General features: G+C 64.4%; 13 protein-coding genes. All 13 read right to left on the reverse strand.

All coding sequences use genetic code 11. The annotated features are described in order from the left end of the window. Positions 1–1,230 (reverse strand): siphovirus ReqiPepy6 Gp37-like family protein, encoded by a 1,230-nt coding sequence (locus ACFV1L_RS06065; RefSeq protein WP_380363309.1) that lies wholly within the window; start codon positions 1,228–1,230, stop codon positions 1–3. A 12-nt stretch (positions 1,231–1,242) separates the two neighbouring features. Next, positions 1,243–2,232, reverse strand: coding sequence for a phage tail domain-containing protein (locus ACFV1L_RS06070; RefSeq protein ID WP_380363311.1), 990 nt, complete (start codon positions 2,230–2,232; stop codon positions 1,243–1,245). A gap of 16 nt (positions 2,233–2,248) precedes the next feature. Continuing rightward, positions 2,249–6,748, reverse strand: coding sequence for a transglycosylase SLT domain-containing protein (locus tag ACFV1L_RS06075; RefSeq protein WP_380363312.1), 4,500 nt, complete (start codon positions 6,746–6,748; stop codon positions 2,249–2,251). A gap of 12 nt (positions 6,749–6,760) precedes the next feature. Beyond that, a complete protein-coding gene (locus ACFV1L_RS06080; protein WP_380363314.1) occupies positions 6,761–7,150 on the reverse strand; it encodes a hypothetical protein in 390 nt (129 codons plus the stop codon). Between the two features lie 14 nt (positions 7,151–7,164). Then, on the reverse strand, positions 7,165–7,449 hold the full coding sequence (locus ACFV1L_RS06085; protein ID WP_380363315.1) for a hypothetical protein: 285 nt from the start codon (positions 7,447–7,449) through the stop codon (positions 7,165–7,167). A gap of 75 nt (positions 7,450–7,524) precedes the next feature. Continuing rightward, positions 7,525–8,094 (reverse strand): hypothetical protein, encoded by a 570-nt coding sequence (locus tag ACFV1L_RS06090; RefSeq protein WP_380363316.1) that lies wholly within the window; start codon positions 8,092–8,094, stop codon positions 7,525–7,527. Between the two features lie 129 nt (positions 8,095–8,223). After that, a complete protein-coding gene (locus ACFV1L_RS06095; protein ID WP_380363317.1) occupies positions 8,224–8,586 on the reverse strand; it encodes a hypothetical protein in 363 nt (120 codons plus the stop codon). A gap of 23 nt (positions 8,587–8,609) precedes the next feature. Further along, on the reverse strand, positions 8,610–8,936 hold the full coding sequence (locus tag ACFV1L_RS06100; RefSeq protein WP_380363318.1) for a hypothetical protein: 327 nt from the start codon (positions 8,934–8,936) through the stop codon (positions 8,610–8,612). Between the two features lie 17 nt (positions 8,937–8,953). Continuing rightward, positions 8,954–9,280 carry a hypothetical protein gene (locus ACFV1L_RS06105; protein ID WP_380363320.1) on the reverse strand — a complete coding sequence of 109 codons (327 nt, stop codon included), beginning with the start codon at positions 9,278–9,280 and terminating at the stop codon, positions 8,954–8,956. Between the two features lie 8 nt (positions 9,281–9,288). Then, on the reverse strand, positions 9,289–9,612 hold the full coding sequence (locus ACFV1L_RS06110; protein WP_380363322.1) for a hypothetical protein: 324 nt from the start codon (positions 9,610–9,612) through the stop codon (positions 9,289–9,291). 26 nt (positions 9,613–9,638) lie between these two features. After that, a complete protein-coding gene (locus ACFV1L_RS06115; RefSeq protein ID WP_380363324.1) occupies positions 9,639–10,712 on the reverse strand; it encodes a hypothetical protein in 1,074 nt (357 codons plus the stop codon). 751 nt (positions 10,713–11,463) lie between these two features. Then, the gene (locus ACFV1L_RS06120) at positions 11,464–12,012 is read right to left on the reverse strand and encodes a hypothetical protein (protein ID WP_380363325.1); all 549 of its coding nucleotides are present in this window, start codon (positions 12,010–12,012) and stop codon (positions 11,464–11,466) included. A 61-nt stretch (positions 12,013–12,073) separates the two neighbouring features. Then, positions 12,074–13,519, reverse strand: coding sequence for a phage portal protein (locus ACFV1L_RS06125; protein WP_380363327.1), 1,446 nt, complete (start codon positions 13,517–13,519; stop codon positions 12,074–12,076). Positions 13,520–13,532 lie beyond the last annotated feature (13 nt).

The raw sequence follows: 13,532 nt of genomic DNA on the forward strand, positions 1-13,532 counted from the left end.
TCACTTCCTTGCTTCCAGTCGCCGGAGCTTCTCGCGCAGCTCGAACACGGTCTTGTACAAGTTCAGAGGGTTGCCGGTGCCCTGGTCGCCGATTTTCGGCGCTACCGACGTCGTCTTGCCGCCGTCCTCGACGGAGATCACGACTTCACGGAGAATGTCCGTGTACTCGGTGCCGTCAATACTGACGGTCACAATGTCCCCGACGAAATAGTCACGGCCGAAGGTGCACTGGGGAGTGTCGATCGGGTAAATCTGGAAATTGCCGTTCTTCGCCCCCTCGGTGAGCACCGTCTCAGCAGCGCTGATCACCGCCTTCTTTGCGTTCTCGAAATCCGCGTCTGCGACGTCAGGGGTCGCCTTCATCGGAAGGCCGGTAGCCGGATCGGTTTTAAGGGGGAGATCCCGGCGATCCACAAACTGTTCAATCGAGACGCCCCACTCGTATTCGGCCTCGGCGTCCACCTGTTGGTAGATGTACCGCTCGGCCCCATCGCCTTGGCAGGCCACGATGACTCGGGTCACGCGAGGGGCCGTGAGCGTCCAGACGAATTCCCGCAGATTCCCCAGATCCTTACTGAATCGGATCTTCTTGGAGAGGTCCCGGGGCTGGTAGATCCGAAGGTCGATCTTGCGGGTGTTCGGATTGTAAACGAATCGGTAACCGACGTCCCGGCCCGCCGTCCACTCCTCCAGCTTGGTGCCGATCAGGTCGAACCGGAGCGAGTCCGCGACCTGCGATCCGATCAGGTTCGTGTCCCCGGTGGTGACGCCCGGGAGACGGCGGTCCGGCAGCGCGCCGCCGCCCACGGAGCGGTTCAGCTCTTTCCAGATCAGTCCGCCGGCCGGGCCGGAAACGGACCGGGACTCCGGGGCCTTGTACTGCTGGGAGATCGGCCGATCGAAGTCCGGCCAGGCCAGGCGGCTGTACGCAATCTTGTTGTCGCACCGCCCGCCCACGTAGAGGCTGCCCCCCTCGGTGTGCTGCTGGACGGTCCAGTAGTTCTGAAAGGACTCGATTTGCCCGGTGAGCACCGGCTCGGGAACGCCGTCCTGAAATATGGCGACGCCGCCTCCCTTTTCCAGGAGATCAGCCTGTTCGGTCCCTGATTTGATCAGCAGCATCCAACTCCCCTGCTGGCTGAACCGGACCGTGAAATCCAGCTTGATCCACGTGTCGATTTCGCCGACACGCCTCAGGTTTCTGTCGCGGACCTCTATCCGATACCCCAACCGACCTCCCTTCTAGTAGCTGTCGTATCGCGGCTTGAACGTGAGCGTGACCGTGGCCTGGCCACTGCCGGCCACCACGTCCACAGTCATCGTGCTGTCCCCGGACGGGATGCTCCACAACTTCGGGTCCGCTTCCATATCGGGGTAATAATTCGTTCCGCGGTCGTCCTTGAGCGTCTTCACGCCGGGGCGGGTGTCGATCCGCAGAGTCCGGCCCAGGGCGATCACGTCGCCGCCGCTGGTGGCCGACGGAATTCCGAACTTCTGCCCCGTCTGCGAGGTGATCCGGAAGGACTTCACGGGCCCGCTGATCTCCCAGACGGGCCACGCCTCGACGTCGCCCGGGTTGTACACCGGGAGCGTCACGGCCGACTTGTAGCCCTCACTGAGGCGCAGAGGGAGAAAGGGCCGGCCGAGGAACGGGACGCCTTGGCCGAACGACCATTTGGCGACCCGCATTTCGTCGGAGTAGAACCAGGGGTCGTAGGCCGTCAACAGCAGCGCGTATTTGATCCAGCGGAAACCGGATTGGTCGGAGGACTCGTTGCCCTCCATTCCGCCCTTGTAGTAGGCGTTCAGGTATCGGGCCTGTCCATCGGACTCCGTGAACTTGAGGACGCAATATCCGTTCTTCGGATTCAGGGCCCGGGCGAGTTCCCGTTTCTGCTCCAGCAGGGTCCGACGGTCGATTCCGTAGATGTAGACCGGGATCATGATCTCCCGCTGGGTCGCCCGGACGCCCCGGAACAGGCCTCCGTCGAGGTTCGGGGAGTCGTCGGCATGCAGCTCGTAGGGCGGGGTGTCCAGGCCGGTGGCCCCGTCCTGCATGAAGATGGCCGGCCACCGGTTGCCTGAGTAGCCGGTGAGGGGGATTTCCTCCCCCTCACCATTGCTGCCCGTGATGCTGGCGTAGGTGTGCTGCCAATGCACCCGCTGTGGGGGGCCGGGCCGCGGCGGCGGCTGGCTCCCGTCTACGAGTCGTTTTACTGCGGGGATCGGCAATACGTTCTCCTTCTAGCTAGATTCCGTACAGCGCCTCCATCTGCTGGAGGGCTCGGAAGGTGGCCTGGGTGGTGTCCTCGCTCTTGGCCTCGTGAACGTGGATTTCGTACCGCCGGCCCCGGAACATCTGGGCTGTCGCGCGGTCGTTATAGACTCGTTCACCGCCCCGGAAATTCACCAGTTCGGGACCGTTCTCGCCCACCAGGCGCAAGCCCGGCGAAGCGGAGAGGGCACCCGTCCAGTAGCCCTTGTTTCCCGCCAGAGCCTCGGTCCATTTGGAGCCGTAGCGGTGCACTGCGTAATTCAGGCCGGCGTAGATGCTGGCGAGGGGATTCATGATGCCGAGATCCCGGTACGGGCCAGCGTAGGCCGCGAACGTAGCCGGAATGGTCTGCATCAGGCCCTGGGACGGGGTGCCCGCCTGTGCGTTGGAGTCCCAGGTGTTGATGGCCTGGGGGTTGCCGCCGGACTCGACGCCGATTCGGTGCAGCACCAGATCCGTGTACGAGCCGGAAAGGCCGAGTTCCCCGAGCACGCGCTGAACGAGCGGTGTCCACCGCCGGATCGGATCGCCGTCCGGGGTGTCGCCGCCACTCAAGATCTTTGAGAAATCTGGCTTGTTCCGCGAAACCTTCCGGTCGGGGGAAAAGTCGAACAGCCCGTCGGTGTTCGGCAGGGCCTCCTTGGCCGTGTCGTACATATCGCCAAAGACCTGGCCGGCATAGTCGAGCGGGGATTCGTAGAGCTGCTTGGCGGTACGGACCATGTCCACCAGTCCGTCAATCTCGGACGACCCGATTTCCCAGATCGCATCGAATGCCCCGGAGACGGTGTCTATCGGGTGCGTCACCAGATCGCTCGCTGTCCCGGCGATGGCCTTGACAGAATCCCAGAGTCCGCCGAAGAGGTCCCCGAAAACACTCGTCACGGTTTTCCACGAGAAGGTGTCGTCAAGGAACTTCCCTCCTCGATCGACGATGTTCCACTGGCCCTTCCACACGTCATCCCAGAAATAGTCACCCAAAGTCGGGCCCACCGCGCCGCCCAGAATGCCGATCGCCTGGCCTACGGCGGTGGGAATCTTCTTCATGTAGCCCCAGGAATCCCGGGCGGTGAACTGGTACATTCCTCGGAAACGGTCCGCCAGTTGGGAGCCCAGCCACCTGTCAGAGAGGGAGGTGACGCCGAGCATTCCCCTCCGGGTATCGCCTCCGATTTCGTCCGTGGTGGAGTCGTAGGCCATGGTCGCCAATGCGGCCTCGCCGATCGGGAGAATGTTGAACGTCTGAATTGCGTCCTTGATCCCCCGGAGCTGGCCGACGATTCCGCCCTTGGAGTACCGCGCGATCTGGCCCTTTCGGGCCGCAGCGTTCCACGAATTGATTCGTTCCGCACCGAGGGCCGCAGTGACCTCCGGGCGGAGGACGGCCTCGCCCCTGGAGAGGAGAGCCGGCACCGTGTCCACCCCCGGCTGGTAGCCGGGGATGATGCCGCCGGTACTCAGCCGGGTCTTCTTCGTCGGACCGGCCTTGTCGCCGCCCGGGGCCCGCTTGGAGACGTTGTCGATCGCGCCGTCGAGGGCTTTAGCTGCGGCGCTGGCGGTAGTCAGGCTCTCCGCAAGCCCGTCCACCTTCTTGGTGACGTCGCTCAAACTGCGGTTGTTCAGCAGCCCGATTCGACCCGCGAGGGAACCAGCTCCGGTGCCCTGGCCCACCTGCTCGTAGGCCCCGGTGGCGGCGTTGTGCACGCCGTCGAACTCGCCTTTAAGGCCGGAGAGAGTCCGGCCGTTGAGGAGCCCGACCCGTCCCGCGACGGAACCACTGCCGGTGCCCTGCCCGATGCGCTCGAACAGCGCGGTAGCAGCGCTGTCGGCGTGCTGGAACTCGTCCTTGAGCCCGCTCAGCGAGCGGCCGTTGAGGAGCCCGACACGGCCGGCCACACTGCCGGCCCCGGTGCCCTGACCGATCCTCTCGTACAGGTCGGTGGCAGCTCGATCAACCGAACGGAACTCTCCCGTAAGGGCGTTGAGGTTCCGGCCGTCGAGGCTGGTGACGGCGGAGTGGATGTTCCGGATCGTGTTCTCCAGCTGAGTGGCCCGCTCGCGGGTCCCCGTCAGCTCGTTCTGCACGTGGTTGAGGCTGACCCGGTTGAGCGGGTCTAGGCCCTGGGTCTGGATCTGGTGCACCTGGCGCTCGGCATCCTGAGCCGCGCTGGACACGGACCGGCCGCCGGCGCTCCCCGCCAGCTGCCCGGCGAGCTCGCGCATCGACACGGAACTGACCTCGCGGAGGCTCGTCCGGAGGGCATCCGACCGCTGCTCGGTCTCCCGGATCTGCCGCTCCAGATCGCGCATCTGGCCGCGCGCTCGGTCCTCCTGGGTGTTCCGGCCTGTAACTCGATCAGCAGCTCGGGTCAGAGGTCCGCGGGTGTCTCCGCCGCGCAGGCGGGTGCGGGTGTCCCGGTAGCGGCTGCGGACGGTGGTCCGGTTGCCGTCCTCGTCGGTACGGGAGCCGAATGCGGCGCTGGCCGCCTGCCGGCCCGTCCGGACCGCCCCACGGGCCCCCTTGAACGCCGCTGCTGCGGGCGTGGCAACAAAGGTGTCCAAAAGCTTCATCGTTTTGCCGAGAATCTTCCCGAGCGCGCCGAGGCCGAGAAGGACCGGAGCCATCAAAGCCGCAAACTTCGCTGCCTTGGCAATCATCTCCGTGAGCGCCGGATGGTCCTCCAGGTACTGGGATATCTTTTTCACCCAGCCCGTGAACTTGGTCAGGCCCTCGATCGTCTGCTCAAGAACCTGCTGGAGGAACGGGAACACGTTCTTCCCGATTTCCTTAGCGTCACTGAGGAGGCCGCCCTCGAAACGCGTTCCATTCTCGTCCTGAATCTGCTTCCCCATGATGGCCTGGCCAAGGCCGGAATACTGGTAAGCCCCCTCCTTGTCCTTCGTGTAGAAGAGCTGGCCCAGCTTGTACTGTCCGGCTTCCTTCATCTGCTCGATGCGGCCAGAAATGGTCGCCGAACCCATGCGAGAAGCGGCACCCATGATCTGGAGATTCGGGTCGCGCCAGTGCTCCAAAAGCTTCTGGATCAGGGTCTCGCCCGAGATTCCGCCGGTGTTCTTGGCATCGGCCATGAAGGCCATCATCTGGGACGATGCCTCGTTGGTCACCGGGAGTTCCCGGGAGACGCCCTCTTTCTTGTCGGACTCCCTCATGGCGTCGAGTTCGGCCGAGGTGTACGGGCGGTCCCGGAAACCCATCAGCTTGGCAATCTGCTGACTGGGAATGCCGGTGGCCCTCTCCAATTGCTTCAGGTTTCGCAGCGGAGTACGGCCCATGTCCTGAATGACCTCCAGGGCGTACATGCCCTGAGAAACCATCGTGGGATCGAGGATGCCGCCGTAAGCGGCGGAGTCGCCGATCATCTTGACCATGTCGGCAGACCGCTGGGCGACGCTCCGTGAAGCCTCTGCCCTTACGAGCGGATCCTTCGACTCCATTGCGTCGTTGTGCGAGGCATTGGCCCGCGCATAGCGGGTCGCGTAGGTGAGCATGTCATTGACGGAGTACGGGGTCTGAATGCCGTACTGAGTCATCTGCTCCAGCAGGGAATTGACGTCCCTTAGCTCAATTCCCATGCCTTTCAGGCCAGTCTGGGCCTGAATCATGGCATCGGCACTTTTGATGCCGAAAGTGGCCGCCGCGCCGGCTGCCAGGCCGAGGGGCGCGATCACGTTGTGGGTGACCAGGTTCCCGAGCTCGGTAGCGGTGGTGCCGACGTGCTCGACGTCGCCGGCGAGCGACTGCCAGCCCTTGCGGATGCCCGTGACGCTGGACGTGTGCTCCGCCTGGACCTCGCGCATGTTGCGACGTACGGCGTCCAGCTGCTGATTCAAGCTGGCCCGGAGAGCACTCGTCTCCTCCAACTGCCCCTGGATCGCCGCTCGTTGGGCGTCCCGCTGGATTCGGGCGGTCTCCAGGATCCGCGCCTGGCGCTCCCGTTCGAGACGAGCCTGCGTGGCGGCGATCTCCCGATCCATCCGGGCCTCGTCCTCAAGCGCGCGTTGGCGCTCCGCGGCGACCCGTCGCACCGACGCGACCTGTTCCCGCTCCTGCTGCTGAGTCTGCCGGACCGTGGCCGCCAGGGCGGCCCGGGTGACGCTGGACGTCTCCTCGGCCAGGGCCTGCTTCTGCTCTTCGAGCTGCCGCGCTTCGCGGAAGCGCCGTACAGCCTGTTCGCCGTACTGGCGGGTGAGCTGGGCTTCGATCGCGGCCAGGGTCTCGGCGGAGTCCTTGGCTTCGGCCTCGATCGCCTGGCTTGCCTTCTTGGCCGCCGCAGCGGCGGCCTTGGGGAGGTTGGCCATGCCGCTGGCAAATGCCTTCTCCGCCTGCTGGCCGGCCCGCTCCATCTCCTTGGTGATCTCCGAGCGGAATTTTCGGATGGTCTCCTCGGAAAGGCGGGTGTTGATTTCGATGTAGCCGCTGCCGACCTTGATAGGTCCGCGACTGGTTGCCATACGGTCGCCTCCCTAAAGGCTACTCATTTGGGCGAAGAAGTCAGACAGTTCAGCGCTGGAAGCGAATTCGAGTTCCGGTGTTTCGGCCTCCGGCTCGCCAGGACGGGGGAGCGGGACAGGTAGCGGAAGGTCGTCCGCTTTCTCGGAGTTCGCTTTCAGAAACAGGTAGTTGTTCAGTTCCATGGCGTCCGAGACGCGGGCGAGGAGGTACTCCGCAGAGCCCCACCGTGTTGATTCGTCCATCGCCGCCAGCAGCGTGGAGCGCCCGGGCTTCGCCATGAGGCTGAGAACACAGACGTGGATTCGGCGGAGGGACAGCCGGCCGCGCCAGACGTCCAGGAGATCAAGGCCGAAGAACTCCATCAGATCCGCTTCGAGTTCCTCGGGGTGCTGCCGGATCACCCCGAGGACCTGGATCAGTTTCCCGAGCCGGCCTGAGCCCTGTTGATCAGCTCGGAGAGGTTACGGAAGTCACGAATAGTCGGGCGGGCAGCGCGGAACTCCGCCCACTTCGACTCACCGATGACGATCCGGACGGCCTCCAGTTCGTCAGTGGCCTCCAGTAGATCCATCGGAATGTCCAGGAAAGGCGGAACGGTGAACTCGATCCCCAGGTACTCGAAAACGGTGGGGGACTCGGTGGCCTCGGCCTGGGCCGCCTCGACGGCGGCATCGGCAGTGGTCTTCTTGGCGGTGGGCATGCGCAACTCCAGTACAGGTGTTGGTGGTTGGGGGCCGGGGACTACGAGCCCTCCCCGGCAAGGGCGGCCAACTGATCAGCCGGCGGGGTTCGGCGGCGTGGGGCCGGTGCCCTTGATGTTGTTGTTCGTGAGCACGTAGCCGAGATCGCCGCTGTGGTCCAGCGCATCGATCGTCAATTCGTACTTCTGGGCCTCAGTACGCTGAAGCGTGATCGCTCCACGGTCGGCGACCATCGCGCGGGGAATGACCGCCCGGGACAGGATCCCCTTGTGGGACCAGTCCACGACGAAACTGAATTCATTCAGATCCGGGGTGCTTGCCAGGTCGAGCCGGTAGATTCCGGTCTCCTGGCCCTTGTCGTCCAGCTGCGGAACCCAGGACGCGCCCCAGAAAAGCTCGGTAGTGACCGCCGAAGTCTCGACCAGCGTGCACTTGATCTGGAAAGCGGCCGACTTGACGTTGTAAAGGACTGGCACGGCGCTCTGCCAGACATTTACGGGGTCGGTTTCGATCGACGGCGTGATCGTTACACCGCCCTCGTCCACATAGCCGAGGCCCTGGTAACCGGCGGGCGCGGTGTTGCCGTCACCGAGATCCACCGGCAGGACCGTGGAGCCGGCAGTACCGTCCGGAGCCGGGGCCATGTAAATTCCACCGTGAGGGGCAAATCGAATCTTGCGGGCATCGTTCAAAAGGGGCTGCCTCCAGGCATGAAAAAAGCCCCGGCACCAAGACGGTCACGGGGCTTAGATGCGGTGCTGAGAAATGGGAGGTTAGTCCTCCACGTAAAAGAGGGTGATCTCTCCGCCGTAGACGTGTTCCCGAGACGTCAAGTCCGGCAGGTAGCGGGGAGAGGAGATCTCGGTGACGTCGAGGACCAGGGCCCCGCCGACGTCCCGGCCGGGCAGGTCTTCGAGCAGCAGCTCCCGGACGGTGCCGGCCAGCCGTCGGGCCTTGGCCCGGTCGAGGTGGTAGACGTCGTACTCGACGTCCGCACGGTCCATCCGGTCCCGGACCATGCGGTGACCCCCGGACTGGTTGAGGTAGACCGTCACGTCGCCGACCTCGCGGCCCACCAGGTCCCCGATGGGGGCCCCGGCCGGAATCTCCGGACGGTCGGCCAGGTACTCGTGCACGACTGCAACGGGATCGACGTCGATCACTCGATTCTTGCCCTCTCCAACGCGGCCTTGAGGTAGAGGCGGCCAGGGTGCCGGCGGCCGTGCCGGTCCCGCCAGCCCTCCTCTTGCAGCATCGCGTGCCGTACATCGTGGTCGGCCTCGATGACGACCTGGCCGTACCAGCCGCCACGGTCGTAGAGCGTGACCATGGCCGAGATGTTGTTCTTGATCGAGTTCCAGTTGCGCTTGTGGCTGGCCTTCGGGGCCTCCTTGATGGCCAGCTGGGCGACGTCCGCGGTGTGGAGCTCTACCAGCTGGCGGGCCTCGGGGGAGCTGAGGAGCTCGTCCTCCCAGGCCCGGTGCATTCGGAGCGTGAATTTGGCTATCGGCTCGTCCTCCAGACGGTGACTCGGGAATAGGAGATGGCTCGGCGCTGGGTCCAGGGCTGCGGCGGAGCCTCGACCTCGTAGACGATGCCGTCCACGGTGACGCGGTCGGCCGCCTCGACTGCGGCATCCGCAGGGAAGAACAGGGCTAGGCGCTCGAAGTTGGTCTCCCTCTCGGGGGACCGAGTGCCAGCGGACCGGTCCGGCTGGACGCTCGCCCAGCCGGACCAGACCTTCACCGAGGAGTCCCAGTCGCGCTGCTTGGTGTAGGCGTCCGCGACGATCGGCGCGCGACGGACCTCGACCAGGTGAGTGACTCGCAACTGGGCTCCTAGGTGCGGGTGGTGGTGATCGTGCCGACCCGTCGGCGGTATCGGGAGAGCGCATCCTTGGCAGGCTGGGAGAGGCCAAGCACCCCCGCAGACGCGCCGAACTGCACCTCCAGCTCGCCGGTCTTCTCCATGAGGACGCCGGGGGTCACGGACAGGCCTCGGATCACCTCGGCAGCAGCAACGGCACCGAACAAGGCGGGCGGGTTGTCTCGGTCCCACGCTCCCGTGCAGTACTCGACGATGAAGGCCGAGACATCCTCGATCAGGGCCTCGACGCGGGGAGCCTCGTCGTCCGCGAGGGGCCGGCCCAGGCGCACAGCCACGTCAGCAGCAGTGCAGAAGCGCAGCATTACGCCGCCAGGCCGTACAGGTCCGCATTGTGAGTTCGGATCTCGGCCTCCACACCCTTGGCAACGAGAAGCTGCTCCGGACGGCAGATCTTCGCGTCGTAGATGATGCGGGACTTCACCGCGCCGGTGAACTTCTTCTCCGGTCGGTATGCCTCCATTTCAGCAAACGGCATGAGGACGGAAACGGCGGAAGTCGCGCCCATCATCAGATCGACCGATCCGAACTTCTCGTTGCCCTTCTTGATGACCGGCGAGTTCGGGCGGGTGTGGCTGCCCAGGGCGTTCGCCACGATGACCGGCAGGTTGAGAATGGTGCCGATCTGGCCGGTAGCGATGACGCTGGAGCCGCCGCCGTGCTTGCTGGCGTCGATGAACTTCGGGTCGCGCAGGAGCAGGGAGCGCATCCGCGGAGAGACGAACAGCCACCGGTCGTCGGGGACCGAGCGGGTGTCCAGGGTCTCCATCATGCTGACCACGTAGTCGTAGACCGACAGGACTTCCTTGGCCGGCTGGTTGATGTCGGCGGCCTGGACGGCGGAGATCGCGCCCAGCTCAAGGGCGGGGAGGCCGGTAACTGCGGCGTTGCGGTCCTCGGCACCGTTCAGGTCCTTGCCAGAAAGCGCCGCCAGCAGGGTGAGGGCCACCAGTTCGTCAATGGCGCGGGCGGTGGCGCGGGCGCGCTGCTGGACCAGGTTGGTCATCAGGTCGATGCCGGCCTGAGTCTGGAGCTGGTGAAGGGCATCGATCTCCAGGTGAAAACTGGAACCCTTTGCCACAGTCATCTTCATGTATTCCAGCTCGGCGTGGTCTGCCTCGCCGATCTCGCCATAGCTCTTGACGATGCCCTTGTCCTCGACGGTTCCGTCAACGAAATGCGGAATGCGCACGACGTCACCGGACCGGCGGAACTCTCCCTCGTAATCACGGTTCGTGAAAGGGGCGGCAGAGAGAACCAGCTTCTCCTCAATGTCCTGGAGCAGCTGCGCGGTCCAGACCTCGGGAATGAACTGGCCCGGGGTCGTCTGGAGCTTGCCAGCGCCGGAGTTGTTGCCTGCCTGGGTGTAAAGGGCCATTCAATGCCTTTCGTTAAGGGCGAGATATTTTAAAGGTTACTTGCTGTGCCGCTTTGCGCCGACTGAACGCTTCTTCGTGTCGAGAGATGATCAGCGGCAGGCGGTCTGGAACGTGTGGAGCTTTGAACATCCTGCCCCCGCCGACCGAGGTGACCGGCTACCATGAGCAAGTCGTGCTCTGGTCAGTCGGCTTGACGGCCAGTCAGGCAGACGCGTCGGTGTGGGCCGATCCCGCCCCGGGGACCGAATTGCGACTAACAGGAGGAATGAGAGAAAGGCAATAGGATGAGTAGTCACCGGAGTCGTTCCCACTCACAAGTGCCGGTGCCAGCCGAAATGAACGCGGCAGAGTCGGGAACTAAAGCTGACAGCCCGGCCAGTGCTGGTCTGGTAAAGGGATTGCAACTTCACCCGTTGGGGAGTAAGGAGGGTTACATTGCACAGCTTCCGGGCGGTCGGTTCGAACGCGTTGACGGTTCCGAAATTGAGCTTGCTCGGTCTGCTCAGCGACACGCTCAGATCCTCGAATACCTGCGCTTCGGGGTCAGGGTTCTGCTGAGCGGAGGGCTCATCACCGCAACATTCCTGGGAGCTCGGTGGGGCTGGGACGGTACGACGATGGCATTCTTCATCACGACCGCCTCAACCAGTTTGGGTTTCTGGTTCCCCACCCTTAAGCGGCCCAAGGCAGTAGGACGGCCCTTGTAGTAGGGAAGGGGCGGAAGCTGGGGAAGTTGACGGCTTCCGCCCTTTAAATCTGACCAAGCATCAAGGCATCGAGGAGGCCCGCAGCGCGGGCGGCATTGATCTCCCGGGGAGTCATCCGGGACAGGTCGTCGCGGGTGAGCTGACCGGCACCACTGCCGCCCTGGCGGCCGAGGCCGAGGCCCTGGGCGAACTCCGGCTCTGCCGACTTTGCGGCCGGGAGGCCGGTGACGAACGCCTTGATGGCGTCCGAGTTCACGGCCCCGTCCGGGCCGCTGAACGCGGCCATGTTCAGGAACTCAGCGGACGGCAGGGTCACCCCGGCGGCTGAGGCCTGGGCCCGCAGCTCGGCATCGGCCAGGCGCGTGCCGGCCTCGGCCAGGGCCGCGCGGCGGCCCTCGTCGCGCGCGGCCTCGATGGCCCGCTCAGCGTCGCTCAACTGCGACTGCCGCAGGGTCTCCAGCTCGGCGGAGGTGTCGTTCCAGCGCTTCTCATTGGTACGGGACAGGTTCCGCCACTTCTCAACCTGCGCCTGTAGATCCTCGACCGAGGGAGCCTCAGCCGGAGGAGTGTTCTCAGAGGGGGTGTCAGCCATAGTGTCCATCCATTTCGGTGGGTTCAAAGGCGGCCCCCGGTTGTGGGAGCCGGAGAGGGTGCTACTTCACCAGGCCGGCAGACTTTCGGGCCTGGTTGCCGTAGTTTCCCTGCGGCGGCTTGCTGGCCGCCTTCTTGGCGTCGAGCGCCGTATTGTCGTGCTGGGGAGAGAACTGCGCGGGGTACTTGCGCGCCAGTTCCATTTCGGCCTTGGCATCGTCCTCGCGCATCGTCTTGAACCGCGCAATCTGCTGGGGCGTGTAGCCTGCATCAGAGAGAAGCTGGTCCGTAGGAACGCCGATCATCTTCAACTTGAGAAGGGCATCCATGTGCTGGGCCTCGGTGCGGTTCTCCGGATCGCGCCAGATGACCTCAGCCCCCCATGCCTCTGCCCGCTTGTCCCGGAGGATCTTGAAGCACAAGCGCATTACGCGCTCCCACGCTTCTCCGAAGTGGAGCATTCGCTCCCTGGTCTTGGCGATGAGTCCGGCCTCGGCGGCCGTAATCGACTCGCCGGAAGGGACCGTCCCGCCATTCAGGAAGTAGTGGAACGGGATGCGGGAGGAACTGGCCATGTGCTGGACCAGCATGTCCGCCAACTTGACGTAATTCCCGAGGTCGGCGGCCTCAAACTGGCCGAACTTGGCATTGGGGTCCTCAGCCTGGAGGAGCTTGTCCACGGCCACCCGGAAGGGCTCCACAGGATTTCCCTGGGCGTCCTCTACGATCTCAAGGCCCGTCACGTACCGTTGCGGCCAGGCCGCGAACTCGGACGCGAGAAGGGCGTCAGACACGATCTTGTTAATCGCGTCCTGGAGAGGGAGCACCGTAACCAGGTCGGACAGCGGGTCGCCGGTGAGCCGAGACCTGTTGTTGAGCGGAATGACCGGTACCTGGTCGAGGGGGTTTTTCTCGCTGCGCTTGGCGGCTGCGTTGGTCCAACTGAAAGTGCCGGCCTCGAAGGTGTATACCCGGTTCGTGAACCACAGGGTGCAGTGTTCTCGGCCCCAGTCGTCCGTGTAGAATTTCGCTGCGGCCTGCAACTCCCGGCGGCTGCCGGGCTTGTATTGAACGACCACGTTTTCGGCGGACTCCATGGTGATGACGGGCTGTCCGTCACCGTCAGCCCAGACGACCGCGTAGGCACTTCCCTGGACCATCGCGTCCAGGTGGCCCGCGTTGGACTCGGCGTCCATGAAATTCCGCTGCCAAATGCTCCGAGCGTCCTTATCGGCGTCCGGCTCGTCGGTCATCCGAAAGCCGTCTACGGCCATCCGCTCGTTGACGGAATCAACGATAAGGCCACAGAAGTTGTCCCGCCACTTCTCGAAGACCTGGCCGAATTCATTCAGGTGCCGGGCCTGTGCGAAGGCGAGTTTCTGGTGCTCGCCGTCATAGTAGCGGGAGTACATGCGGGCGTTGGCCCGCTGTCGGAGGAGTTTTGAGTAAAGGTGGTCAAGCCATTGCTTCGGATTTGTGGGCGCGAGGCCGATTACTCCATAGGCCACCCATCCCCCTTTC

It is taken from the genome of Kitasatospora sp. NPDC059646 (assembly GCF_042734615.1).
Classification (GTDB): domain Bacteria; phylum Actinomycetota; class Actinomycetes; order Streptomycetales; family Streptomycetaceae; genus Kitasatospora.

Coding starts and splice junctions, on each gene's coding strand:
- ACFV1L_RS06075 (WP_380363312.1), bottom strand. CDS start 6,748: ATGGCAACCAGTCGCGGACCTATCAAGGTCGGCAGCGGCTACATCGAA.
- ACFV1L_RS06085 (WP_380363315.1), bottom strand. CDS start 7,449: ATGCCCACCGCCAAGAAGACCACTGCCGATGCCGCCGTCGAGGCGGCC.
- ACFV1L_RS06090 (WP_380363316.1), bottom strand. CDS start 8,094: ATGGCCCCGGCTCCGGACGGTACTGCCGGCTCCACGGTCCTGCCGGTG.
- ACFV1L_RS06100 (WP_380363318.1), bottom strand. CDS start 8,936: ATGCACCGGGCCTGGGAGGACGAGCTCCTCAGCTCCCCCGAGGCCCGC.
- ACFV1L_RS06115 (WP_380363324.1), bottom strand. CDS start 10,712: ATGGCCCTTTACACCCAGGCAGGCAACAACTCCGGCGCTGGCAAGCTC.
- ACFV1L_RS06120 (WP_380363325.1), bottom strand. CDS start 12,012: ATGGCTGACACCCCCTCTGAGAACACTCCTCCGGCTGAGGCTCCCTCG.